Consider the following 26,557-nt stretch of genomic DNA (forward strand, 5'->3'; position numbering starts at 1 on the left):
ATAAAATACGGTGGCTGCTGATTTCCTGTAAAACACTTTATTCCGGAACGGTCAATAATCAAAATTGGTTAACCATGACCTGATCTTTTCATTCATGCCCAGTTCAAAACGATACATCCAGTCGGTGGTCATGCTGTTGGCCGGATTGGCATGACTGACACTCGCATCGATGATATAATCATCCGGATTATGAAGTACCCGGGTTTGGGCAAAAACATGTTCAAAATTTTTCCTGATCCGGTTAAAGCGGGTAACATATGCATTGATATCCCTCACGGAAGCGGTTTTGTCCATCACGGGCTGCCGGTCAAATGCTTCCAGCAGGAACATCAATTGTATGGGATAATGCTGCACTTCGTTGATCTGTTGCAGCAGTGACAAATGATACTGATTGCGGATGGCTTTCGCCTGTACTTCTGCTATCTTTTGTTGTACTGTTCTGTAATATTCATCCGCTATATGCGCCAGGGTGAGTTTATCTCTGTATTTCTTTCTCCATTCGCCGGGAATATTCCTGTCGGGTAGCCTGATCAGTTCAAAAGGCCGGCGCGATTTATTCCTGTCGCCCTCATCTACCAGCATGTTTTCCCAAAACGATAAAGCATTTTCCAATTGGTCCTGGAATTCATACCTGGCATCACTTACGGCAGGTCCATAAAACCGGTGGCGAAAGATGGTATTGACAACCGCCACATCGGGTACCTGTGTGTTCCAGGAAGAAAGCGCAAAGAAATACATTCCCCGCATAAAAGTTTCCATGTGTGGGGAGCCGTCATCCCAGGTGGTACATAAAATGCCATCGAGTCCTTTCTCTTTTGTTATTTTGTTGAATCCCCTGATCGCTTCCCAGTTGGAATGATCCCGCGGCATCAGCATCCAGTTGGTCTGGGCCGCTGTAGCCGCCATTGCATCCAGCTTTTTCGATTTATACCAGTTGAGTGCTTCAAGGTTGCCCCACAAATCCTGTGATCCGTAATTCCAACGCATAAAAACACAGTTTCCGGGAAACAAAGCCAGGTTCTCATCCAGCTGGTGCCGGTTTTCCTGCCATAACTGCCGGGATGCATCCACAGACAAGGAAGGGTCGTACGTGGTGCGGTAAAGCCCGGAAAGCTTGAAAATCATATCATCCCAGAAAATGGGAATACGGTGATGTTGCTTGGCAAAATCGGTTACTTTTTTCAGCCAGTACATTTGCAGCTCAAAAGGTTTCATACCTGACTTTTTTGCCAGTGCCGACTTTCCGATTTCGCCGACTTCATCTCCACCCACATGCAAATACTTTCCATAAGGGGTCGCCTTGATGGCATCTTCATACAACGCAAACTGAAGATCATAGGTACCCGGATTCAACGCACAAAATGCCCAGTTGGAGGTGGAATCATCCCGCAGGGATTTATACTGTTCATGTTTCAGGATGAATGGTACATGCCCCAACCCCTGCACCAAGGGACTGATCTCGATATGACGCTCGTGTGCATATTCACTGAGGGCCGCAATGGTTTGAATGGACATTGCGTTGGATGCGCCTATTAACGGCGCCTTTTCATACTTCAGTTTATCTTCAAATTCGATAATTAGCGCATTTACTTTTATATGCGCCAGGCGATCTATCATCTGGTAGTAATATGACAGCGAATCAATATGATATTTCAGGTCCCAGTGTACGGCGCGGTAAGCAATGTCCGGATAATCTGTAATGAGGCAGGAGGGTATATCAATCCGCTGATCTCGCGCATCTTCCACCAGTTGGCCCAGCGTCTGGCAGCCGTAAAACAGGCCGGCTTGTGTTTCGGCTGTTATTGTTACCTGCCCGGAGCGTACTTCCAGCACATACCCTTCGCCTGCATCGGGCAGCTGCCGGAGCTTGGCAATACGCAGTGTAACGACGCCCTTACCGGGATTAGCAACCGTTGTTAAGGTTTTCAGGCTGCTATACAGGACAGGTAAACGGACTCCTTTTTCAAGATATATAGCATGGAGCACTCCCTGGGCAATTCCTGGTTCTTTGAACACGGTTATTTGCTGTGGCTGCGGAAGTAATCGGAACGATTGATGGAAACTGTCTGTTGAAGAGTCCTGTGCAAAGGCACTATGAGTGCCGGGTATACAGATCAGGCAACAAATAAAGAAATAAAGGGATTTCATGCTTTTTACCTTATATAAATTTTTTACATACACGCTTTCTGAAGGGGGAAGCGGGATTACGCATTACAAGCTATAAAAAAATAGCTGAAAAGGTGCAAGGATGAAAGGAAATAAATGGGTGTGTCGCTATGGTAGGTCCCTCCGGGACCTACCATAGCGACACACCCCCTCATTTTTTAACATTTCCTCCATCAATAAAATGCCTTTTATAACCCGGTATGGCGTAAATTTGTATGCACGCGTCCCCCGCTTTTTGTAACCTCCGGAAACCTTCTCCGGGCGGGGAATTACAACAACGGTAAACCTTTCACATATGGACAAACAACTCATCCGCAACGCTTATAAACTCGCCTGGCTCGAAAATGGCAAAGCGCCGGTATCCGTTTATGCTTTATGCAAAACACTGGATATAACAGAAGCCGCCTTTTACGAGGAATACAGCTCTCTCGAAGCCATCGAAAAAGATATCTGGTTATCTATCTTTCAATCTACACTGGATCAGTTAAATACAGATGAAATATATCAACAGTATACTGCCCAGGAAAAACTCCTGGCCTTCTATTTCCTCTGGGTTCAAAAGCTGAAAGAAGACCGCAGTTATCTGTTGCTGCAAAAAAAGCACTTCCGGATACCGGATCTCTACCACAACAAACTGGAAACCTTCAAACATGCCTTCTATAATTATGCATCCGATCTGCTGAAAGAAGGATATATGAGCAGTGAGATCAAGGAAAGGAAATATATTTCTGATCAATATGTACATGGATTCTGGGTACAGGCCCTGTTTGTACTCAAATACTGGCTGAATGATACCAGCACCAATTTTGAAATGACCGATGCCGCCATCGAAAAAGCGGTAAACCTGAGCTTTCAGCTGATCAGGTCCAATACACTGGACAGCTTACTAGACTTCGGGAAATTCATTTTTACGCGGAAATAGGCTTTATGAAAGAACAATCGAATATTCCCACCTCCAAAGTGGAAAGAGCAGGTAAATTTGTTACCACCGGACTAAAAGTAGGCACCAACTATATTAAACATTACACCCGCAAACTGATGGACCCCTCCGTTACCAAAGAGGAACTCCACCAGGATAATGCGGCAGATATTTACGATACCCTCAGCAACCTGAAAGGCAGCGCCCTGAAAGTGGCGCAGATGCTGAGTATGGACAAAGGCATGCTGCCCAGGGCATATTCAGAAAAGTTTGCCATGTCGCAATACAGCGCCCCACCCCTTTCCGGTCCGCTGGTAGTGAACACGTTCATGAAAACACTGGGTAAATCACCCTTGCAACTCTACGATAAATTTGAACTACAGGCTTCCAACGCCGCCTCTATCGGGCAGGTACACAGAGCCTGGAAAGAAGGTAAACCACTCGCGGTAAAAATACAATATCCCGGTGTGGCCAACAGCGTAAAATCAGACCTGCGCCTCGTAAAACCTTTTGCCATCCGCATTGTAGGCATGAACGAGGTAGACATGGATAAATATTTTGAAGAGATAGAAAGCAAACTACTGGAAGAAACAGACTATAAACTGGAACTCGCCCGCTCCATGGCGCTTTCGCAGGAATGTGCACACATTCCCAACCTGTTGTTTCCGGCGTACTACCCCGCCTGGTCTTCTGAAAGAATCATCACCATGGACTGGCTTGAAGGACAACACCTGAAAGAATTCCTGCTCACCAACCCTTCACAGGAAGTACGCGACAAAATCGGACAGGCGTTGTGGGACTTCTACCAATTCCAGGTACACAAACTGAAACAGGTGCATGCAGACCCCCATCCCGGCAACTTCCTGATGCGCGCCGATGGAACGGTAGGCATCTTCGACTTCGGCTGTGTAAAGGAAATCCCGGAAGATTTTTATGAGAATTATTTCCTGCTGGTAGATAAAGAAGTATTGAAAGATGAAAAACGCAGACATGAGATCTATACCAACCTGGAAATGATCCATCCCAGCGATACGCCCAAAGAAGTGGCGTTCTTCTCCGGCCTCTTTCAACATATGATTGACCTGCTCACCCTGCCGTTTACACGGGAAACATTTGATTTTGGCAACGAAGTCTATTTCAATGAAATATACGCCTACATGGATGAACTCTACAACATGAAGGAAATCAGGGAATCGAAAGTTGCGCGCGGCTCACGGCATAGTCTATACGTAAACCGTACTTATTTCGGGCTGTACTCCATATTAAGCGATCTTAAATCCAATGTGATCACCGGCCAGGGAAGAATTCATGAAATGATGGAAGGCGGGATGGTCCATGCTTAAAGTCATCGTGCAATTCCCCGTGTTGGTCGCAATATTTATCACGTACGCAGTTTAATACTTAAATTGCGGGCATGAAAGAGGAATGGTACAACCGGAAATGGGCTATAGTGGCATCCCATGTTTTTGCATGGGCAATCCTGTATTCACTGCCTTTCCTTTTACGTCCGTCTTACGAGAAACATACCTCCGAACCGATGGACGAAAAGATGGCGTGGTTCTATTTTATCATCTTTTACTATATCGCCCTGATCTGCTTCTTTTATATAAATGCGCAATACTTCATCCCCAGGTTCATTCATAAAAAGAAAATCGCGGAATATGCGATAACCATCCTGGGAGTATTCCTGTTTTTCTATGGCCTCCGTTACAGCTTTGAGAAATTGTTTCTGAAAGACCACCTGATCGACATCAAGCCTGCCATCCTCTTCACCTTCTTTACTTTGTTATTCATACTCTCTGCCAGTACGGCTTACCAGATGATCCGCGACCGGATAAAAATGGAGCGGAACGCCAGTGCACGGGAAAATGAAAACCTAAAAACAGAACTCTCCCTGCTACGCTCGCAGGTAAGTCCGCATTTCATGTTTAATGTGCTGAATAACATGGTATCGCTGGCGCGCAAAAAGTCGGATGTACTGGAACCTTCGCTGATAAAGCTATCATCACTCATGCGCTATATGTTGTATGAAGCCGATGAAGAAACAGTGCCGCTATTGAAAGAAACAGAATACCTGCAAAGTTATATCGATCTGCAACAGCAACGCTTCGGCAAAAATGTGGTGATCAACGTGTCACTGGATACCATGGAGAATCATTATGAAATAGAACCCATGCTGCTGATCCCCTTTGTGGAAAATGCCTTCAAACACGGTACAGGACTCATTCCCAACGCACAGATAGATATCAGTCTGCGTACAAACGACGATAAATTATTTTTCTGTGTGAGAAATAAATACAATGAAATATCCGGGGAGATAAAAGATAAAACCAGTGGAATTGGTTTAGCCAATGTAAAACGGCGGCTGAATTTATTGTATAAAGATGATTATGTGTTGAGGATAGATAAAAAAGATGACTGGTTTGCGGTAACGTTGCAATTAAGTCTCCACTAAACAGTCAAAGGAAAGTATATGATGAAATGTATAGCGATAGATGATGAGCCCCTGGCACTGGATCTCCTGGAAGATAATATCAGCAAGGTGCCCTATCTTCAACTGGTTGGCAAATGCAACAATGCCTTTGAGGCCATAGAAGTATTGCGGAATCAGCCGGTAGATCTCCTTTTCCTCGACATACAAATGCCCGGTCTTACCGGCCTTCAATTCTTACAATCGCTGGCCAGCAAGCCCCTCGTCATACTCATTACCGCGTATGAAAAATATGCGCTCGATGGCTTCAACCTGGATGTAACGGATTACCTCGTAAAACCCGTATCACTGGAACGCTTTATCAAAGCCTGTAATAAGGCACAGGAGCTCCACCAGCTGAAAGCCGCCGGCAAAACAGGTAAAGAACAGCCCGACTTCTTTTTTGTAAATGTAGATTACAGTCTTTTAAAAATAGTTTTTTCAGATATCATCTGGATAGAAGGATTGAAAGATTATATCAAAATTCACCTTAAAAATACTGCGCGTCCTGTTATTACCCGCATGAGTATTAAAGGGGTGGAAGAACAACTACCGGCAGCCCGGTTTATCCGCACCCACAAGTCGTATATTGTATCGGTAGCAGCCATCACGGCCATCCGTAAAAACAGTGTATTCCTGGATGAGCTGGAACTACCCGTGGGCGAAACCTACCGCGATGCCCTGTATGCCATAGCCGGGAAAACCAACCAGTAAGACTACCCTGTTCGTAGCAACATTTTGCCCGATCATCTCATTTACAGCAGAAATAACTTTCACAGGTATACATTTGCATCTTCAGAATACTTTATAAAATGCAAAAGATCTACTTGTTTATCACCCTTTTTCTGTTTGTAACACAAGCACAGGCCCAGGCCCCCGCCGGAAGGGGGATGTCTATGGGCAATAACGGACACGTATACGGAAGAGTTATAGATACCGACGGTAAAGCCGTGAACTATGCCTCTGTTATCATCCTGCAAAACCGTATGGATACCGCTACCAAAAAAATGAAAGAATTCCTGGTAAAAGGTGTACTAACCAAAGGGAAAGGCGAATTCAGCCTGGACGAACTCCCGATGAAAGGCCCCCTGAAACTGAGAATATCCGGTACCGGCTACAAAACATACGAGAAAGCGGTTACTTTCCCGCCGTTCGATAAAGACCTCGGCAACATTAAACTCGCTGCCAGCGTAAGTCAGCTGCAAGGTGTCACCGTTACCGGCACCAAACCACTGATGCAGATGGATATCGATAAAAAAGTGTTTAACGTAGAGAAAAATATCGTCAGCGCCGGCGGAACAGCCCTCGACGTGATGAAAAACGTTCCATCTGTGAACGTGGACATCGACGGTAACGTAACCCTGCGTAACAGCTCACCACAGCTTTATATCGATGGCCGCCCCACCACCCTCACCCTGGAACAGATACCCGCCGATGCCATCGAGAGTGTAGAAGTGATCACCAATCCTTCCGCCAAATACGATGCCTCCGGTGGCAATGCGGGCATCCTGAACCTCGTACTCAAGAAGAACCGCAAAACAGGCTACAATGGTAACCTCCGTGCAGGCGTTGACAAACGCGGCGGACTGAATGGCGGCGGCGACTTCAACCTGCGCCAGGATAAGGTAAACATCTCCGCCAGCGTAATGGGTAATCAGATGAAAGGACGTACCTCCGGTACAACCGACCGCCTCAACTTCGGCGAAGAACCAGGTACATCCATCAATCAGTCTAACTACAACCAGACCAACGGCGGTTTCGTTTTCGGAAAACTGGGACTGGATTACTTCGTCACCAACCGTACTACCCTGTCAATCACAGGCATTAAAGTACACGGTGCCATGAATCCATCTGAAAAAATAGATATCAATACCGATACCCTGTTGAACGGCAACGCCTTCAGCAGCTACAGTCAGCGTAATTCACATACCAAACAAAACTTCGATGCCAATGGCCTCGTACTCGGTATGAAACACCTGTTCCCAAAAGAAGGGGAAGAACTGACCGTGGACGCCAACTACTTCGGCGGCAAAAGCAAGAACAACTCCAACTATGCGACGGATTATTATAAAAACGACAACATCGCCTCATCGGATCTTCAGGAGATCCAGGGTAATGGCCGCATCAGTTTCCTGACCGCACAAACGGATTATGTAAAACCGATTACAGCAAAAATGAAACTGGAAACAGGTTTACGCGTATCTATCCGTCATACGGAAAGTAATTTCAACAACTACACCTTCGATCATACGAAACAGGAATATGTACTCATACCGGGTGCATCCAACAATTACAAAAACAATGACAATGTATATGCAGCCTATGCAAGCATCTCCAACAGTATCAATAATTTCGGGTACAAAGTAGGGCTGCGTGCAGAAAGTTCCAACTACACCGGTGAACTCATCAACGTAGGTGAGCACTTCAAAAATAATTACCCGGTGAGCCTGTTCCCATCCCTGTTTTTAAGTCAGAAACTAAAACATGAGCAGGAACTGCAACTGAGCTATACACGCAGGATCAATCGTCCCAACTTCTTCCAGCTGATTCCGTTTACCGATTCAACGGACAAGCTGAATATTACCAAGGGGAATCCTGCACTGGTACCGGAGTTCACACAGTCTGTGGAAATGTCTTACCTGAAAACGTTCAAAGGCAATAATACGTTCCTGGGATCATTGTACTACAAGTATACCGACAACCTGATTACCCGCTACCTGAACAAGGAAACGGATCCGGTTAACGGTAGCCAGATGTTGGTAAACACCTACATCAACGCTAATTCCAGCTATGCAATGGGTGCGGAACTAACGGCCATGAATACACTAACAAAATGGTGGACCCTTACTTCCAATGTCAATATCTATAATTCAAAAATCAATACGGATAACATCAGTGGTACTTCACAGGATGCCATGCTGAGCTGGTTCGGTAAACTGAACAATACGTTTAAACTGCCGGCCAACTTCGACATACAGCTCACCGGTACCTATCAGTCCAAAACCAATCTGCCGGTCAATGACAACAAAGGCAGACAGGATGGTCCGCCGATGATGCAGTCGCAAAACGCCTCACAGGGTTATATCGCCTCTTTCTATGGTGTAGACGCCGCCATCAAAAAGAGCTTCCTGAAAAATAATGCAGCTTCCGTAACGCTGAGTGTAAATGATATTTTCAGAACCCGCAAATCAACGCAATATTCAGAAAGTGAATACTTCACACAAACCTATAGCCGGTTGCGCGACCCGCAAATGATCAGGCTCAATTTCGCTTACCGTTTTGGTAAGATTGATGCCAGCCTGTTTAAAAGAAAGAACATGGGCGCAGGCATGCAGGGAATGTCAGAGGTAGTCCAATAAGACCAGGATTATATGGATTGTAAAGGATTACAGGATTGAACTTTTGTTGTTTGTAAAAAAGATTAGCGAAGATAAAAGCGTAATAGCAGCTTATATCTTCGCTAATCTTTTTAGATCTTTTTATAAACAACAAAAGTTCAATCCTGTAATCCTTTACAATCCATATAATCCTGGTCTAGTTGCGTCCCTTCTCTTCTGGGTACAGTGTCCACACGGGATCGCTTTGCCATACTTCTTTTGTATCGACATTCATGGCAGAGAGCTTGCCGGTAAAGGCGGCGCCGGTATCTACATTGTATACATTGCAGGCACACATCGGCATATCTTCGCCATAATTCAGGGTAGGTGTATGACCAATAAATATTTCACGAAACAATAAGAGGCGTTTAGGATAACGTCTTGAATCCCTTTTTATCCGGGGGTCTACGGCCAGCGCCAGCTCCCACAATGTTCTGTCCCAATAGCACATAGCAGCAAAGCGGTCGTGGGTAGGGCCATGCATAGATGCAAAACCGGCATGCACAAACAGGCGGTTATCTTCATCTGCATGATACAGTAACATGCGGTTAAAAAATGCCAGGTGCCGCAGCCGCTCTTCGTGGGATAATTTCTCATAACTGGCGATGGTAGCCTTTCCGCCGTGCATCAACCAACTGCTTTCGGGCATCACCCGCAACATCCATGACTCACACCAGGCATCATGATTGCCTTTGATAAAGGTGCAACGGTATTTTTTGTCCAACGCCATCAGATAAGTGACTACACCGGCCGATTCCGACCATCCATCTACATAATCTCCTAAAAAAATAAACTGGTCATCTCTGCCGGGTGCAATTCTTTCTATCAGTTGTTCCAGTGCTTTTAGTGCTCCATGAATATCACCTATGACGTACGTTGCGGACATTTTACTCCTTCTTTTGCCTATAAAGGTAACACAAGCGAAAGAATTACCAATTACGACACACGTACTTTCATCATCTGCTTAACACCAAGCGTTATCCAGGAAGCTGCAACAAAGGGGAAAGTTAGTACGGTATAATTCAGCTTTACCATCGCCACATTGATCAATACAGATAATACCACCGCAAGGAATACAAAGATGCCGTCAAGCGATTTGTTGCCCTGAAAGGTAATGGCACACAGCACGGCATTGAAACTAAAAAGACCAATGGATATATTTTCGGGGGCTGCTCCCAGCTGCAAGGCTATAAAAGCACTCAACACCGCGCCTGCAACACCATACAGGGCTGCTACCGGCGAGTTGATAAATACCGCTATAAAAAAGAGAATACCCGTTACCACGCTCCCCTGAAAGATCACTTCCCCAAATCCATGCGCCACCAGGTTAAAGGCGTCATTCACAGGTGTACCGGCGGCAACCGCATCGGGGCCACTCACCACTATTACCTGGTGAAAAAGGTATAAACAAAGCCAGGTAACCACGATAAACGGAAAAGTGAAACCCGGCATCTTCTTTACGATAAAGAAATGCTGGATCATGGCGGCCAGTACTGAACCGACTACAACAGCGACCCATATCACCGGCAACGGCTTAAAATAAAAGGTAAGGGCTACACCAACCAGCGCGGCACTGAACCCATAAAGACCGTCGTTGATTTCCTCCTGGTTGTAACCGGCTATTTTCGCTGTAAGCGTGCCTGTTATCACCGCCAGCAAAGCTGCGATGCCCATTACCACAGAGTTATAAAAGATCCCCAGCAAAAAGAGTAAACCAGTGAGCGCGTTGTTTTGTAACATGATCTGACCAACACCTCTCAGATAAGGCACACAAAATAGTTGTAGTCTTTTCAATTGTTTTTCTTTAAAAATAAGGCAAATAAATATTTTGGGATTTACGGATTTTTTGATTTTGGAATTTTTGGGTGCTGTTGCTATAGCAGATATACTGTTTACGGCAGATATACTATAGAAAGAGGATCCCAAAAATTCCAAAATCCGTAAATCCATAAATCCCAAAATGTTTTTTATTCTTCGCTGTTCTTCATCTTCATTAACAACGTATATGCGTTTTTTGTTACAATTTTTTTGTCGTCCAGGTTAGTTCTTATTTCCGTATGCCCGTCAAAGTTAGTACCGGTTTCTACGGGTGTCAGTACAAAGTTGCCGGTACCTTTTTCCACAAATACATAAGGCTTGTTTTCCCATTTCACCAGCGCATCATCCGGCACAGCGGTTACCTGTGCGTTGTTCAGCCGGATCTCTGCGTTCATAAACATACCCGGCAGCAGCTTTTGGTTGTAATGATCAAAATGACAATGCACTTCTGCGGTCCTGTTATCATCGAGGCTGCGGGTAATGAGATGGATCCTGGCGGTATACTTTTCATCCGGCCGGCCGTTGGCGTAGCAGGTTACCTGCTGCTCCGGTGCGAGGTTCACAACATCCTTTTCAAAAACGGTCAGGCTCAGGTGCAGGTCTGCCGGGTTGATGAGTTCAAACAGCACTTCTGTAGGACTTACATACCTGCCCGTGTTTACATTCACTTTCGTGATATAACCGCTGATCGGTGCATAGATGTTGATAGTGCGGGTAATATGCTGCTCATTCAGCGTGGCCGGGTTGATGTTGATCAGCTGTAGTTTTTCAGCCAGGGATTTCACCATCACCTGCTGACTTTCAAAGTCGCTCCCCGCCTGCTGGAAAACTTTGTCGCTGTTGGTTTTGGTTTCATTCAGCTCTTTCTGCCGCGCATAGTCTGTTTCCAGGTAGCGCAGCCTGCTTTTAGCTACCAGGTAATCCTGTTGCAGCTGGATGTATTGTGGATCTTCCATCACAGCAAGCACCTGTCCTTTGTTTACCTGCATGCCCGGCAGCAGTCTCATACTTTTCAGATAGCCACCCAGCGGCATGCTCACGGACACAATGTTCTGCGGCGGCACATCAATACTGCCGTTCACTTTAAGCGTAGTATGCATATCGCGTATAGCCGGTGCGCCTACTTCGATACCGCCATTTTTAAATTGGTCCGGTGTAAGCTGCACTTCGTTGGTAGCTACTACAGCCACTTCCGGCTCTTTGGTGGCCGGTTTATTTTCTTTACACGCCAGCAGCAAAATACTGTAACAGAAGGCGCTTAAAATTTTTGTCTTCATATCCTGTGAGTTAGTTTGTTCCACTTAATTTTTCAACGGTGAAGGCAGATTCATTCATTTGTTCTACCACGGTAAAATAGCTGTTGCGCATTTCCAATGCCTGGTTGATGAGGATCACCCAATCGAGGTAACCTGTATCACCACTGCTCAGGCGCTTGTTGGCGCCGTTGATGATAGTGGAGGCATTATGCAGCAGGACCGACTGGTAAGTGCGCACCAGTTCACGGTGACGACTATACGTACGTAGTGCGGTCAGCATTTCCGTACTGAGTTGTTGTTGTGTGGCGGCCAACTCTCCCTGCTGTTGTTGCACCAAGATATTGGAAGCGCGGATGCGCGCGCGCTGCCCCGTGCTGAAGATGGGAATACCCAGGCCCACATTCACGGAAGAGAAGCGATCGCCGCGGCCATAGTAGCGTTCCTCTGTTCCCACCAGCTGATACCCGATGATGCTCATGTTATTATAGCCCAGGTTCAGCGTAGGCAGCAGCCGGCTTTTCTCCAGTTTATTTTCCCGGATACGCTGCTCCAGTTGTTGCTGTTGCAGGGTGATAACGGGCGTAGCGGCCAGGGAGCCGGTGTCGGGTAATACGGTCAACTGGTAAATAAGGCTATCCTGTTCCGGTACCACCACATCCGGTGTATTGAGCAACATCCGGAATTGTTGCAGCAGGATATCATAATCCGTGCGTAACAGCGATAGCTGGTTAGCAATCTGCCAACGCTGGTTTTCGGCGGTTGCTTTCTCCAGTGCATCGGTGTCGCCTACTTTAAAACGCAATGCAGCTTTTTGCATAAAAGCAGTGTAAATACTATCTGCTTCCTGCAACAGATTTTCTTTCTGTTGCAATACCACGAGGGCGTAAAACACTTTTTTTACCTGTGCTTTCAGTTCCACTTCTTTAAAGCGGGTAGTAGTTTCACTGATACCGATATTGATTTCATTGATCGCCCGCTGGTGCTTGTATACTGCGGGAAATTCTATGCCCTGGGAAACGGAGAAGCGGTTATCGTTACTGATACTGTTGAACTTTCCGTATTCAAAACCGGCCATCGTTTTATCCAGGTCAAGATGACTCTTTTTCAGGGAGCGGTAATACTGTTCACCCAAACGCGATACCTGCATGTGCAGGTTATTTTTCAGGGCCAGGTCCAGCGACTGTTGCAACGACACCTTTTGCTGTGCAGGTAAAGCTGCAGGGATCATCAAGGCCAGTACCAGTAATACTTTCGCCGGTTTAAAGTGTTTGAATCCCTTTTCGAAAAGGATATACAATACCGGCAATACAAATAATGTAAGCATTGTAGAAATGATTAAACCACCAATGACAACAGTAGCGAGCGGCTTCTGAACTTCCGCACCGGCGCCCTGGCTCAGTGCCATAGGAATGAAGCCCAGCGAGGGTACCAACGCGGTCATCAGTACGGCCCGCAGTTTTGATTTAGTGCCGTGGATAACCACGCGGCGAATATCTGTCCAGCCTTCTTTTTTAAGGCGGTTAAATTCTGTTACCAGCAGGATACCATTCAGCACGGCTACGCCAAACAGGGCAATGAAACCTACGCCGGCGGAGATGCTGAAAGGCATATCCCGTGCCCACAGCGCCAAGATGCCGCCGATGGCGGATAGCGGAATGGCGGTATAGATCAGTAGTCCTTGTTTTACGGAATTGAAAGCAAAATATAACAGCAGGAAAATCATCAGCAAGGCAACGGGCACCACAACGGATAAACGTTGTTTTGCTGCCGTAAGGTTTTCAAATGCGCCACCGTATACAATGCTGTAACCGGCGGGCAGTTTCAGCTGTTGCGCTACTTTCTGCTGTAGTTCTGTTACGATGGTTTGTACGTCGCGGCCATTTACATTGAAGCCGGTAATGATGCGCCGGCGGGTGTTTTCACGCTGGATCTGATTGGGGCCCTCTATTTCTTCCACGGTGGCCACCTGGCTCAAAGGCAGTTGAATGCCCTGCCTGGTGGGGATCAGCAGGTTTTGTACATCAGACAAATTTTGCCGGGATGCACCTGCCAGCCGTACGACCATATCAAAACGTTTCTCTCCTTCATAAACAAGTCCCGCGCTTTGCCCTGCAAATGCGGTGTTCACGACACGGTTAATATCGCTTACATTCAGGCCATATTGGGCCATCGCATCGCGGTTGTATTTAATCACCACCTGTGGCATCCCTGTTACTGTTTCCACATAAATGTTGATAGCGCCATCCACTGTTTTGATCATTTCCCCCAACCGGGTGGCGTACAGCGCCAGCGAGTCGAGGTCTTCCCCGAAGATCTTGCACACTACGTCCTGCCGGGCGCCTGTCATCAGCTCATTGAAACGCATCTGTACGGGAAACTGGAAACCCACGCTCACGCCGGGTACAGCGGATAGTTCTTTCGTCATCTTTTCCGCCAGCTCATCGAAGCTGCTTGCGGATGTCCATTCTTTCTTATCTTTCAAAATCACCATCATATCACTGGCTTCCAGTGGCATGGGATCAGTAGGTATTTCTGCACTCCCTATTTTCGTCACCACTTTTTCTACTTCCGGGAATTTTTTTAGTAAGATGCCCGCCGTTTGTTGTGTAGCGTTGATGGTGGTATGCAGGTTGGCGCCGGTGAGCAGGCGGGTTTCCACGGCAAAGTCGCCTTCTTCCAGCTCCGGAATAAATTCACCTCCCATGCGTCCCAGGATAAATAAGGCGATGGCAAATAACACCAACGTACCGGCAATCAGTCGTACCGGCATGGTTAACGCCCGCCGCAAAGCAGGCTGGTAGCGTCTTTCCAACCAGATCATCATCCGGTCCGATACGGTTCGTTTATGACTTATCTTTTTATTTAAAAATAATGCGCTCATCATCGGCACATAAGTGATGGACAACAGGAAAGCGCCCAGTATGGCAAATGCCACGGTAAATGCCATGGGCTTGAACATTTTGCCTTCAATACCCTGGAGCGACAAGATGGGAATGTATACAATGAGGATAATGATCTGGCTGAACACAGCAGATTTGATCATGTGTCCGGAAGCGGCATTTACTTCCGTATCCATTGTTTGCTGGCTTACCCTGCCTACATTTCTGAAATGCCGGGAATGGGAAAACCGGTGCAGGATAGCTTCCACCACAATCACCGTTCCATCCACGATGAGGCCAAAGTCAATAGCACCAAGGCTCATGAGGTTACCACCCACCCCGAATTTATTCATGAGGATGATGGCAAACAGCATAGATAGCGGGATTACGGAGGATACGATCAGGCCCGCGCGGATATTCCCTAAAAAGAATACCAATACAAACACCACGATCAGCGCGCCTTCTATCAGGTTTGTCTGTACCGTGTTAATGGCATTGTTCACCATTTTGGTGCGGTCCAGGAAAGGTTCTATGACCACGCCTTCGGGTAGCGACTTTTGTATTTCGGCTACTTTTTCTTTTACCCTTTTGATAACAGCAGATGAATTTTCCCCTTTCAACATCATTACTACAGCACCGGCTACCTCGCCTTTGTCGTTGTAGGTCATGGCGCCATAGCGGGTAGCCGCGCCCAACTGCACAGTGGCTACATCGCGGATCAGCAGGGGCATGCCGTTGGGCAGTGTTTTCACCACAATTTTTTCTATATCGGCGATGCTGCCGGTGAGTCCCTCACTACGTATATACAGTACCGTTGGGCCTTTTTCTATATAGGCACCGCCGGTGTTTTCGTTGTTCTGTTCCAATGCATCAAAAACGTCTGCAATGGTAACGTTGGCGGCTTTCAGTTGTCCGGGGATGACGGCAATTTCATATTGCTTCAGTTCTCCGCCAAAGCTGCTCACATCCGCTACACCGGGGGTGCCCAGCAACTGTCGCCGCACAATCCAGTCCTGGATTGTGCGGAGTTCCATGGGGCCGTATTTGCCTTCATAACCGGCCAGGGGCCGCACCACATACTGGTAGATCTCTCCCAGTCCCGTGGTAACCGGCGCCATTGCCGGCGAACCAATACCGGTGGGAATTTCCTGTTGCACCTGTTGCAGGCGTTCCGCAATCTGTTGCCGCGCCCAGTAAATATCCGTTTCGTCATGAAATACAATTGTCACCAGCGACAACCCAAACCGCGAAAAACTGCGGATCTGCTTCAGTCCGGGGATGTTGCTACAGGATTGTTCTATCGGGAAAGTGATGAGCCGTTCTACATCCGGCGCACCCAGGGAAGGTGAAACGGTGATCACCTGTACCTGGTTGTCGGTAATATCCGGTAGGGCATCAATGGGCAAACGTGTCACCTCAAAGGATCCCCAGCCAATGAGCGCCAGCACAAAAAGCCCAATGATCAGCTTATTCTTTACAGAAAAGCTAATGATCTTATTCAGCATAAATCTTTCGTTATTACTAATAGAAATAATGAGTACGCCATTGCCGGTTGACAGCAATTAACGGACAATAAAGTAAACCTGGTAAGACTGTTAGGCTTTGGGAGGTCTGAAAAGCGCCCTCATAGCGGGCTCGGGGAAGTAATTATCTTTCAGTACAGGATAATGAATATCCAGGCTGCGATGTTCCTGCTGTCGGATGGTAATCACCTTGGCCAGTGGAATATAGGAAAGCTGGATGGTGCTGAAGTCTACATTTTTATAAGGCAATTGCCGGTCCTGCTCATCGTCATTGTCGTTATCTTCCCCCCAATAGTGCATGCACAGGTAGTCCATCACACTAATATCACGATTCCTTTGCTGATGATCATGGTAATGTGTTACCAGGGCGGGCAACTTCAGCAGTTGATCAAATGTGGTATTATGTAAAATGAAAAGCAATAATAATATGTAGGCGCTTCCTTTTTTCACGGAGCAAATATAAAACAAAAAGGCGGCGCTAGCAGCACCGCCTTTTTTATTTGGACCCGGGATAGGATTATTCCAGTCATCAGATAACCTACAACTGTTACACTGTTAGTAACAAGCTTCAAAGGTAGGTCCCGCGGGCCAGATAAAGTATATTACTTTCCAAAAGGAAAGCAGCTTTCATTGATATATTTTTTTTACGCCCTTGTTAACAAGCCACAGTAAAGGCTTTTCAACACCGGGTCATTTATCCTGTCTATGCCGGCACACCTCCTTTTGCTTCTCTTTCCCAGTACCGGTGCTGTGCAACCGCTTTTATAAAGGCAGCAGGTTTGCCGTTAATGATCACTGCGGGGTCTTTATCGTCAACGGGCACATAAGAGGCCTTCAGCACCTCCGCTCCTTCTCCATCGGCTGCAATGGCTTTACAATGCTTGTAGGCTTCATTTATAAAGTGAATGGCTTCCGGCGATGCCTTCAGTGTAGCCGCACTGCCCGCTCCTTTGGGAATGTATACCGCATCAAAGAGTACGGAAGACGTTGCCGGTAAGCGTTCATCCGCTTCCAGAGCTTTGCCGGAAGTTTTAATGGCGCCGAGGCGGGGTGCTATCAACTGCACCTGCGCACCAGCTTTCAGCAAGGCGGACTTCATATCATTCACATCATCAAATGAAACGCCGTCAGCTACCAGGAAAGCAATCATCCTGGATTTAACGGTATCTTTTACAGTATTGGCCATACTCAGTGCCGGGGATGTTTTCACCTGTTGTGGTACTACTTTCGGCTGAAACTTTGCAGGGTCGCCATCTGCGGGAATACTATGGTTAATGGGCTGTTCCGGTTTTGCAGGTACCTTTAATCCCAGTCCTTCTGCTACCCTGGCCGCCAGCGATTTATCTACCTGTGATAAAAGTCCCAGCATACGTATACGTATATCCGTTACCGTTACCTTCCCCAATTCAAAACGGAGCGCATTCACCAGGTGTGTTTTTTCCGCTTCCGACTGGCTTTCATAAAACAGGGTTGCCTGGCTGAAATGATCGAAGAAGCTCCTGCTGCGCGCCCGTACCTTATGGCCATCCACCCGCTCTTCATAGGAAGAGAAACCGCCATCGGCTATTTTGGCCTGGAAAGGACAACCGCCGCCAATGGTATTGGGCTCGTAGGCTGTATTACCCCGGTTGATGGTTTGCCGCATATGTGCGTCCCGCTGGTTGTTATGCACCGGCGACACCGCCCGGTTGATCGGGATTTCATGAAAGTTAGGACTCCCCAGGCGCGACAACTGCGTATCTGTATAAGAAAACAATCTTCCCTGCAACAGCGGATCATTGCTAAAATCTATTCCCGGCACCAGGTGTCCCGGATGGAAAGCCACCTGTTCTGTTTCTGCGAAAAAGTTATCCGGGTTACGGTTCAGCACCATTTTGCCGATACGCTGCACCGGCACTACTTCTTCAGGAATAATTTTGGTAGGATCGAGCAGGTCAAAGGGAAACTTATGTTCATCGGCTTCCGGTACTATCTGCACACCCAGCTCATACTCCGGATAATCACCATTTTCGATAGCGTTCCATAAATCGCGGCGATGGAAGTCGGGATCTTTCCCTGAAATGGCCTGCGCCTCGTCCCAGGCTACGGCATGCACGCCCAGCAATGGTTTCCAGTGAAACTTCACAAAGCAGCCTTTACCTGCTTCATTGATAAATCGGAATGTGTGAATACCAAATCCTTCCATCATGCGATAACTGCGGGGTATGGCGCGGTCGCTCATTACCCACATGATCATGTGCATGGATTCGGGCATTAATGAAATAAAATCCCAGAAAGTATCGTGTGCAGAGGCTGCCTGTGGCATTTCGTTATCAGGTTCAGGTTTTACCGCGTGTACAAAATCAGGAAATTTTACGGCATCCTGGATGAAAAACACCGGCATATTGTTGCCTACCAGGTCATAATTACCTTCATCAGTATAGAATTTTACTGCAAAGCCGCGTGCATCACGGGCCAGGTCAGTGGAGCCCCTGGAACCCGCCACTGTGGAGAAACGCACAAACACGGGTGTTTGCCGGGCCGGATCTGTCAAAAAACCCGCCTTTGTAAATTTTGCCATCGACTTATACACCTGGAAGTAACCGTGCGCCGCAGAACCCCGCGCATGCACAATCCTTTCCGGTATCCGTTCATGGTCAAAGTGTGTAATTTTCTCCCTTAAAATAAAATCTTCCAGTAGGGAGGGGCCTCTTTCTCCGGCCTTGAGTGAGTTCTGGTTATCATTAATACGCAATCCCTGGTTGGTGGTCAGGAACTGATCAGCTCCATCTTCTGTGTGAGGGGCGAGGTTTTCCTCTTTTTTATTAAGACTTTTCGGATTCTTTTTTGCCATAATCCCAACAATTTAATAGGTGAGAAAAGAAACAAAAAGCATCAGAAATCGTACCATCCGAAGATACGGGCAGCCAGCATGCCAGCCTCAGCAATACTTTATACAGGCTGTCAGTTGCAGGCGCAACAGACAGCCTGTTTGTGAATTGTTTTACTCTGAAATCACTGTTTTACCATCCAATGCCCACTCAGGTTTAATTTTCATCCCCATCCAGGCCATCACATTCACGGCCATATCCATGGAATGCGGCACCAGTTGCGTGGCATCAATTTCGGACGGATTCAATACATCTTTTTTCACATCCCACTGTAAGCCGTTGGAGATCGTAAGATCGGCGGCTGTTTTACTAAAATCCTTGATGCTATTACCCGTTGGCAGTTCATTCGCTTTCCAGTAACCGATCAGTGAAGCATAATCCGGGTGCTCTTTACTGATAGTTTTGAATGCCCATTTATTAATGGTAGCGGCAGACAAAACTGTTTTCCATACCCGGATATCAGCGATATAATTATCACCGGAGCCATCGTCGCCATTATAGCCATAATTCAGCGTACCATCTGTGCCTACTACAAAAGGCAACCCGGCATCCAATGATCCCATGTCTTTAATATCAGGACCTGCCACAAAGAATTCACCATCGAGGTAAAAGCCGATCGTACCCTGTCGGTCAAATGTTACCGTAACATGATGCCAGATGCCATCAGCTACCGGCGGACCATTCCGCACATCAATCCTGGACTTGTCAGCACCTTTATAGTTAAGGCGGATGTTCCCATCGGTCTTATAGATAATCCACCCGGTATTTGAACCACTACCCCAGTTCTTATTTCCAATAACACCATGGTCATCACCACCATCATAAGTAGTCTGTATATTAAACTCAATCGTAAAATTCTGTGCCGCACCAAAATGAAATGCCGGGTTATCCGAATAAGCCGCGTGATCTCTTCCATCTTTGCGGTAAAAGAAAGGATAGGTGCCGTCATAAGGTACGTTTAACGGGGGAAGCTCCAGCGTACTGGATGTAAAGGCTTTGTTGTAGTACAACAGGAAGGTATTCCTTTCATTAAAACTATCCCCTCCATAAGTACCTTCTTCCGTGCCACCATGATTGGAGGTGATCACGATCAACCAGTCTTCCTTTGCATATGCTTTCCTATTTTTCAGCGCCGCCAGGATCTCCCCGATATAAGTATCTACCTGGTGAATCGCAGCTGTATAAGCCGCAGCATTGGCAGAGAAGCCGCTGCTTTTACCGGCGGTATTCACACTGCTGAAAGCAACCAGCAGCACATCGGGATCGGTATGTTGCAGGCGTCCGATAGCAGAGTCTTTTGCGGCGATATCATTGCCGGTGGTTTTCACCAGCGTGTTGGTACCAGCCTGCAGCAGCAGGGTATCATTGAGCGAGGCGCTGCTGCTCACACCGGTTATTTGTAAGTTAGTACTGATAGCCATCCGCTGTGGAAAGGAAGGATAGCTTTCCAGTTTATTCCCCGTATATACGTTACCGTTAATGCCATTTTTATGGTTGATGGTACCGGTCAGCAAACTGGCCCAGGAAGCAGCATCCAGTGTAGCCGTGTCCGTTACTGCATCCCAGCTGGACACACTGGCGGATAACAGGGACTTTATATTGGGAATATCGGCATCCCGCACTACCTGTCCGCGTGCGCCTTCGATGGCAATGATCAGTACTTTCTTTTTCACTGCATCGGGTAGCGAATCAGTGACTACGTTATTCTCAAACAATACCGGCTTATTACAGCTGCCTGCCAGCAACAGTAATAAGGAAAATGCAGGCGCTACTAAATTTCTTATCATGGTAAATCTTTAAAAATCGCTGAATAATTACGGTAGCCAGGAAATACCATCCAGGCCCCACGACGGGTCGGCAGTTATATGCAGCCAGGCAAATACGGTAGGTACCACATCTACACTTTGCGGCACTGGCGCCGGTAACTGGGTATTACAGAAATCTATTTCCTGGTTTACCCATTGCGGTGAACCATGCAACAGCAGGTCTTTTTTCAACGGTCCAACATCTGTCAGCACACTACCTGTAGGACTGGTTGCTTTCCACCAGCCAATTATCCGGCTGTAGTAAGGATTGTTTGTCTGAATGGTATCGCAATGGCTATATTTCTGCATATCTTCTTTGGTCCATACGGTATCCCATATACGAATATTCGCCAGCTGGAAATCGGCATTCCCCCAGCTTCCACGATAATTCCCGGTGATATCATCGCCTACAGCTAATGTCACCGCATCCTGTGGTGCAAACGACGACAGGTTATTCAGCGAGCTGCCGCCTGCCGGCAGGCCATCCTGGTACAGTGCCAATTCGCCTGCACCACTGCTACGGTCTACCGTAAAGGCCAGCGTATGCCATTTGTTATCGGTTATAGCCGCTCCGGTTGAATTTACATCCACCCTGCCGCCAGAACCGTCACCAGCCTGGAATTTCCAGCCAGCTGACCCCTTGGGACATAACAACCAGCCCTTATTACCACCACTATTCCAGTCCTTATTACCGATAAATGGCGGGTCACTATCAAATCCTCTTGAACGGATAGATAACTGAACCGTAAATTTTTTGATGCTATCGAAATTATACAGCGGATCATTTGAATAAGCATATTCACCGGTCGATGCAAAACGCACCGCTTTAAGAGAAGCCAGTGGGGGTACTACTTCTTTTCCCCCGAATTTTTTATTAAAGAAGATGGTGAAGATGTTCCGCTCTTCATGCGTGTTACTTCCTTCCGCATTATCAATACCACCATGATCAGAGCTGATAATGACCAGCCAGTCTTCCTTATCTTTGGTAGCACGGCTTTCTATCGCGGCCAACAGGTCGCCCACATAAGCATCCACGGTAGAAATGGCGCTCATATATTCCGGTACATCAGGGCCGTATCCGGCATCATGCGCTGCGGAAAGCACCCCACTGAAACCTACCACCACCATGTCTGCATTGTCTGTTTTCAGCCTGCCTACCGCACTGTCACGCACCGCAGCATCCTGTCCGGCAAGGCTCACTTTCACGTCCGCAGAAGCAATCAGCTGGTCGTTGACAGCAGGCCATGACTGCACCGATACGGTACGCAGATGCGGCGCCAATGCTTTCACATATTTAAATGCCATCGGGAAGCGACTCAGGTTACTGCCGGAAAAGCTATCATCCGTTACACCGTGCTTTTCACTCCACACACCGGTGAGGGTGCTGGTCCAGCCAGCTCCTGTGGTAGTAGGTGGTTGTGTTAAAGCATCAAAACTATACACAGCATGTGGCAACATGCCCGTCATATTAGGCGTTTGCGCCACCTTCATGGCATCACCGCGCACACCGGATATACCGATGTACAATACCTTTCGCCTGATATTATTCACATCCGGTGCACTGGTGGTATCATTGGGATCTATGTCTGTTGGAGGTCCCACCACCAGCATCTTTTCTTTGAAACAGGCTGCCAGCAAAAACAGCAAACCTATGAGCGCAGGAAGAAGTCTTTTCATCATACTTTTTAATATCGTAGTAACATAATACTGTTCAGCGTCAGCAGGTCATATTGCGAGAAACTGCCCACCATGATAGTTGCATTGCTGTTGGGTACATTCAGCATACGGGTTATTGTACCACCCAGTGAGCCCATCGAATTATACCCTTTGCTCAGCTTCCCGTCTTCATCAAGGATAACCGTTCCGCCACGTTTTACGCCGGAGAAGGCGTCAAAATATCCACTGAGGAAAATCTTTCCGTTCTTCAGTTGTATTGCGGTGTTGATAAATCCGGCAGGACCTGCATTCGCGCCGATGCCAACACTGAAGCCATTGTACAGGGAGCCATCTGCATTCAGTACGGCTACTTTGCGGGATTCAGTACCATTTATTTTTCCAAACATGCCTGTGATGAGATAACGCCCGCCAGTCACTGGTGATATGGTGAGCACCCGGTCATCCGGGCCGCTGCCGGTGTTAAAAGTATTATCCAGTTCACCATTAGCATTGAGTCTTACGATACCCCCTGTCTGCTGACCGTGATAGTTGGTGAAAGTTCCTACCAGCATAATCCTGCCATCATCCTGTATGAGCGCATTCGCAATGGATCCATTCGGCCCCGGATAGCTGCCGCGCCTGGCCGTGCTATAGTTAAATGTGGAATCAAAGGAGCCATCTTCATTCAGCCGCATAATACCTTCCATGCGAATACTGTCTATGATAACAGAATCACGTTTACCATCGAAGCTGATACCTGCATAATTCTTGCGCATAAAATATTTAAAACCTCCTACCAATACCAGCTTACCGCTGTCGGGTGTTTGTAATACTACAGCCACCGCACCATCCAAATAAGCATTCAGTCCAGGGACGGTATCGCGGTTACCCAGCGGGGTTACTACTACGGTGCTGTCATACATACCATTGGCATGCAGGCGTACAATATTCCGCAGGTAGCCGTTTTTGAAGCGGTTGTCATAGTTGCTGATACTTCCTGCCACAATGTATTTACCGGAAGCCTGTACTACTGTACTAAATACCATACCCTCTATTCCTTTACCCACTTTAAAATCATGGTCCAGCGTACCGTCACCGTTGATACGTGCCAATCCGCGGTAGCCATCTTTGGCACCGGAGTTGTCATAATCTTCAAAGGAGCCGCCGATCAGGTATTTACCACCGGGAACATAAGTAATGGCATGTATAGTCCCCTTATCAGCACCGGGTACAGAAGCAAATGACAGGTCCGTAGTAACGGGTCCGGTTACACGAAATTTTGGTCCGGCAAAAACCTGCCGGTTTACCGTGAGCGTAATCAGGCCGCTACTACCCATTTCCGGCACTTTGGCCGTAATGGAACTTTCCGTCAGGGCGGTGATCTCTCCGGGTACATCATTAAATTTGATGACTATACCGCTATCCTTATACAAGGCAAATCCACTTCCTGTAATGGTAACGGTAGCGCCTACACTACCGGCCGCCGGTGTGGCCACCGTTTTATCTACTTTTATTTTTAATGGCTCCTTCGCATCAGCGTAAGGATCTTTTCCTACGTAATTATCTTTCTTACATGCTGACATCAAAATCAGCAGTACCATAGTCCAGGCCAGCGAAAACTTTTTCATATTCATCATGATAAATGCGTTACTGTAAATATTCCCTGACGGTGGCTGCAAAATCAAAGGGATTGAAGCCCAGCTGATGGTTAGCATCCAGTACATGAATGACCCCGTTCTTTGTTTGCAGATCAGAAGTTGCTACTAATGAAATATTGTAAACAGGATTGTCCAGGCTACCCATATCCGCGATCATAACCTGCCGGGGACCTACATCCCTAGTGCCGTTATAATCGCTGAACAGCACCCCCAGGTTCATGATATATCCCTGCCAGGATTCCATATTCATACCGGGGTATACTTCCGGTTGTGAACTCATGAAACGGGGAATATCCTTCAACATAAATTTATCGCGGAAGATGTACCGGGAGAGGTATTTCCGCCACACTTCCGATGGTATATCAGCTAGTTGCAGGGAATCCTTAAAATTAGCGTGGCGGTCACTGTTCACTATAGCCATCGCCATCTGCACGGAATAATCAGTCGGTGCAAAAAAAGTAATGGTAGAATCGCGCAACACATTTTCCAGTCCTGCAAGCTGTATAACAGTAGCAACGGTATCAAAAAAATAAGGCTGTGATTGCAGGAACTCATAGCTGGACCCGGGGAATACCCCTTTCTGCAATCCTGTATCGTTGTAGTAGTCCTTTTTACAGGCGGTAAGCCATACTGCCAGCGCGAGCAGCAGCAGCAGTAGTATACGACCTGGTTTTCCGGATGAGTGCATAGCAGTGATCATTTTGTCCAGTAGGTATTTAAAGTGATGTTAGGATTAAAATTCCTGGCGTCGGCTGAAATTGGCCATGTCCACCCACCGCGGTTAAACTGTTCGGGGGTGAGGAAATTTTTACATTGTACAGGATCGGTTACCCGGCCTGTGCGTACCAGGTCATACCAGCGTACGCCTTCGCCAATCAGTTCCCGTTGTCTCTCCATAAAAATAAATTGTTTCAGGTCTGTTCCACCGCTGTACTGCTGGGCGCCTGCGCGCTTTCTCACGAGGTTCAGTATTTCAATGGCTTCATCGTTTTTTCCCAGGTTAGCCATGGCTTCCGCTCCCAGCAGTAATTCGCCGCCATAACGGAAGATGATCAGGTTGTCATCCAGGAGCCAGGAAGCAGTGGTGATCATATTCACCACGTTACTATACTTCACGAACATGGCGCTTGTATTGTTGGCATAAGGCGCATAAAACCACAGGTCCAGCCGTTTGTCTGGTTTATCCTGCGGAAAGATCCGCTTCACATAATCTGATTCAAAAAAGCAATCGCTGGTGGCATAGTTTAATACCAGTGGCGAATGTAACGTCCACTGGCCTACGCTTACATAACGGGTGGTTGTACCGTAGTTGGCATTTACAGAAAATTCAAACAGGCTTTCTTTGGTACGGCCGTCAAATACTTTACGGAAATCTTCTATCGGCAATAATTCAAATGTACCGGAAGCACGGAGGGCACGGATAGCATCCGCAGCGCCGGTCCAATATTTTTGCTGGTTGGCTTTATCAAATCCTGCTGCCCACATATTTACATTTGCCATCAGGCCGTATATCGCTCCCCTGGCGGCGCGTACGCCCCATTTGGAAGGATCATCATATTGCCAGGGCAGGTCGTCTTTAATTTCATCCAGCTCCTTCAAACAAAACTGTAATACTTCCACCATCGGTGTACGTGGCAGCGGATGCTGGTCGTAGGCTTCCACATATAAAGGCACGTCGCCATAAATGCGGGAGATAAAGAAATAGGTAAAAGCCCGTACAAAACGCAGTTCAGCCATGTATTGTTTTACTTCCTGTGGAGATAAGGCTTTTACATCCGGCACCCTTACCAGGTCAATATTACAGGCAGCGATAGATTGGTAAAAAGGATACCAGTCACTCAATGCATTCATATTATACCGGTCCAGCCGGCTGAAATTGGTCAGGTCATTCTGTCCTACAGCAGTGAATACATCAAAGCCGTTGGTAGCATTAAATTCACCGGCACGGATATCTCCATTGGCCGGTACATACGGCCCGTTGGTAAGGATATCAAACAGGAAACCATATGCGTTGGCGATGGCAGATTCCACATCCCCTTTTGTTTTCCAGAAGGCGGCATCGCTCATGCGATCCGGCGGCGCCACTTCCAGAAACTTACGGCAACTACCGGTGGTGAGCAGCACTGCGACCATGAGCCATGTATAAATAATACGCTTCAT

At 47.2% G+C, this 26,557-nt stretch carries 17 protein-coding genes; 5 read left to right on the forward strand and 12 right to left on the reverse strand.

The annotated features are described in order from the left end of the window. Positions 1-51: 51 nt before the first annotated feature. Positions 52-2,148 carry a glycoside hydrolase family 20 zincin-like fold domain-containing protein gene (locus ABQ275_RS17340; RefSeq protein ID WP_349314415.1) on the reverse strand — a complete coding sequence of 699 codons (2,097 nt, stop codon included), beginning with the start codon at positions 2,146-2,148 and terminating at the stop codon, positions 52-54. A gap of 313 nt (positions 2,149-2,461) precedes the next feature. On the opposite strand from ABQ275_RS17340, the gene ABQ275_RS17345 reads away from it, so the two are divergent. The 5 genes from ABQ275_RS17345 (at position 2,462) to ABQ275_RS17365 (ending at position 8,914) form a co-directional block, all read left to right on the forward strand. After that, positions 2,462-3,088 (forward strand): TetR family transcriptional regulator C-terminal domain-containing protein, encoded by a 627-nt coding sequence (locus ABQ275_RS17345; RefSeq protein WP_349314416.1) that lies wholly within the window; start codon positions 2,462-2,464, stop codon positions 3,086-3,088. A gap of 5 nt (positions 3,089-3,093) precedes the next feature. Continuing rightward, positions 3,094-4,428, forward strand: a complete 1,335-nt coding sequence (locus ABQ275_RS17350; RefSeq protein WP_349314417.1) for an AarF/ABC1/UbiB kinase family protein — start codon at positions 3,094-3,096, stop codon at positions 4,426-4,428. A gap of 71 nt (positions 4,429-4,499) precedes the next feature. Next, entirely contained in the window at positions 4,500-5,540 is a 1,041-nt protein-coding gene (locus ABQ275_RS17355) for a histidine kinase (protein WP_349314418.1), read from the forward strand. 18 nt (positions 5,541-5,558) lie between these two features. Further along, positions 5,559-6,269, forward strand: a complete 711-nt coding sequence (locus tag ABQ275_RS17360; RefSeq protein ID WP_349314419.1) for a LytTR family DNA-binding domain-containing protein — start codon at positions 5,559-5,561, stop codon at positions 6,267-6,269. A 98-nt stretch (positions 6,270-6,367) separates the two neighbouring features. After that, the gene (locus ABQ275_RS17365; RefSeq protein ID WP_349314420.1) at positions 6,368-8,914 is read left to right on the forward strand and encodes an outer membrane beta-barrel family protein; all 2,547 of its coding nucleotides are present in this window, start codon (positions 6,368-6,370) and stop codon (positions 8,912-8,914) included. Positions 8,915-9,089: 175 nt separating this feature from the next. Here ABQ275_RS17365 and ABQ275_RS17370 read toward each other — a convergent pair whose 3' ends face one another. The 11 genes from ABQ275_RS17370 to ABQ275_RS17420 form a co-directional block, all read right to left on the reverse strand. After that, positions 9,090-9,818 carry a metallophosphoesterase family protein gene (locus ABQ275_RS17370; RefSeq protein ID WP_349314421.1) on the reverse strand — a complete coding sequence of 243 codons (729 nt, stop codon included), beginning with the start codon at positions 9,816-9,818 and terminating at the stop codon, positions 9,090-9,092. 50 nt (positions 9,819-9,868) lie between these two features. Continuing rightward, positions 9,869-10,726, reverse strand: coding sequence for an urea transporter (locus ABQ275_RS17375; protein ID WP_349314422.1), 858 nt, complete (start codon positions 10,724-10,726; stop codon positions 9,869-9,871). 173 nt (positions 10,727-10,899) lie between these two features. Further along, entirely contained in the window at positions 10,900-12,027 is a 1,128-nt protein-coding gene (locus ABQ275_RS17380) for an efflux RND transporter periplasmic adaptor subunit (RefSeq protein WP_349314423.1), read from the reverse strand. Between the two features lie 10 nt (positions 12,028-12,037). Continuing rightward, positions 12,038-16,390 carry a CusA/CzcA family heavy metal efflux RND transporter gene (locus tag ABQ275_RS17385; RefSeq protein ID WP_349314424.1) on the reverse strand — a complete coding sequence of 1,451 codons (4,353 nt, stop codon included), beginning with the start codon at positions 16,388-16,390 and terminating at the stop codon, positions 12,038-12,040. 90 nt (positions 16,391-16,480) lie between these two features. Beyond that, the gene (locus ABQ275_RS17390; RefSeq protein WP_349314425.1) at positions 16,481-16,858 is read right to left on the reverse strand and encodes a hypothetical protein; all 378 of its coding nucleotides are present in this window, start codon (positions 16,856-16,858) and stop codon (positions 16,481-16,483) included. A gap of 253 nt (positions 16,859-17,111) precedes the next feature. After that, positions 17,112-19,241 carry a catalase gene (locus tag ABQ275_RS17395; RefSeq protein ID WP_349314426.1) on the reverse strand — a complete coding sequence of 710 codons (2,130 nt, stop codon included), beginning with the start codon at positions 19,239-19,241 and terminating at the stop codon, positions 17,112-17,114. Between the two features lie 150 nt (positions 19,242-19,391). After that, positions 19,392-21,065: an alkaline phosphatase family protein gene (locus tag ABQ275_RS17400; protein WP_349314427.1), complete on the reverse strand. Its 1,674-nt coding sequence runs from the start codon at positions 21,063-21,065 to the stop codon at positions 19,392-19,394. A gap of 27 nt (positions 21,066-21,092) precedes the next feature. After that, the gene (locus ABQ275_RS17405; RefSeq protein WP_349314428.1) at positions 21,093-22,763 is read right to left on the reverse strand and encodes an alkaline phosphatase family protein; all 1,671 of its coding nucleotides are present in this window, start codon (positions 22,761-22,763) and stop codon (positions 21,093-21,095) included. A 5-nt stretch (positions 22,764-22,768) separates the two neighbouring features. Further along, positions 22,769-24,367, reverse strand: coding sequence for a DUF5008 domain-containing protein (locus tag ABQ275_RS17410; protein WP_349314429.1), 1,599 nt, complete (start codon positions 24,365-24,367; stop codon positions 22,769-22,771). Between the two features lie 19 nt (positions 24,368-24,386). Then, entirely contained in the window at positions 24,387-25,085 is a 699-nt protein-coding gene (locus ABQ275_RS17415) for a fasciclin domain-containing protein (RefSeq protein ID WP_349314430.1), read from the reverse strand. 8 nt (positions 25,086-25,093) lie between these two features. Next, positions 25,094-26,557: a RagB/SusD family nutrient uptake outer membrane protein gene (locus tag ABQ275_RS17420; protein ID WP_349314431.1), complete on the reverse strand. Its 1,464-nt coding sequence runs from the start codon at positions 26,555-26,557 to the stop codon at positions 25,094-25,096.

The sequence above is a fragment of the Chitinophaga sp. MM2321 genome, from assembly GCF_964033635.1.
In the GTDB taxonomy this organism is placed as follows: domain Bacteria; phylum Bacteroidota; class Bacteroidia; order Chitinophagales; family Chitinophagaceae; genus Chitinophaga.

Coding starts and splice junctions, on each gene's coding strand:
- ABQ275_RS17355 (WP_349314418.1), top strand. CDS start 4,500: ATGAAAGAGGAATGGTACAACCGGAAATGGGCTATAGTGGCATCCCAT.
- ABQ275_RS17410 (WP_349314429.1), bottom strand. CDS start 24,367: ATGAAAAAGTTTTCGCTGGCCTGGACTATGGTACTGCTGATTTTGATG.
- ABQ275_RS17395 (WP_349314426.1), bottom strand. CDS start 19,241: ATGGCAAAAAAGAATCCGAAAAGTCTTAATAAAAAAGAGGAAAACCTC.
- ABQ275_RS17340 (WP_349314415.1), bottom strand. CDS start 2,148: ATGAAATCCCTTTATTTCTTTATTTGTTGCCTGATCTGTATACCCGGC.
- ABQ275_RS17370 (WP_349314421.1), bottom strand. CDS start 9,818: ATGTCCGCAACGTACGTCATAGGTGATATTCATGGAGCACTAAAAGCA.
- ABQ275_RS17400 (WP_349314427.1), bottom strand. CDS start 21,065: ATGATAAGAAATTTAGTAGCGCCTGCATTTTCCTTATTACTGTTGCTG.
- ABQ275_RS17380 (WP_349314423.1), bottom strand. CDS start 12,027: ATGAAGACAAAAATTTTAAGCGCCTTCTGTTACAGTATTTTGCTGCTG.
- ABQ275_RS17365 (WP_349314420.1), top strand. CDS start 6,368: ATGCAAAAGATCTACTTGTTTATCACCCTTTTTCTGTTTGTAACACAA.
- ABQ275_RS17350 (WP_349314417.1), top strand. CDS start 3,094: ATGAAAGAACAATCGAATATTCCCACCTCCAAAGTGGAAAGAGCAGGT.
- ABQ275_RS17345 (WP_349314416.1), top strand. CDS start 2,462: ATGGACAAACAACTCATCCGCAACGCTTATAAACTCGCCTGGCTCGAA.
- ABQ275_RS17415 (WP_349314430.1), bottom strand. CDS start 25,085: ATGCACTCATCCGGAAAACCAGGTCGTATACTACTGCTGCTGCTGCTC.
- ABQ275_RS17385 (WP_349314424.1), bottom strand. CDS start 16,390: ATGCTGAATAAGATCATTAGCTTTTCTGTAAAGAATAAGCTGATCATT.
- ABQ275_RS17420 (WP_349314431.1), bottom strand. CDS start 26,557: ATGAAGCGTATTATTTATACATGGCTCATGGTCGCAGTGCTGCTCACC.
- ABQ275_RS17405 (WP_349314428.1), bottom strand. CDS start 22,763: ATGATGAAAAGACTTCTTCCTGCGCTCATAGGTTTGCTGTTTTTGCTG.
- ABQ275_RS17360 (WP_349314419.1), top strand. CDS start 5,559: ATGATGAAATGTATAGCGATAGATGATGAGCCCCTGGCACTGGATCTC.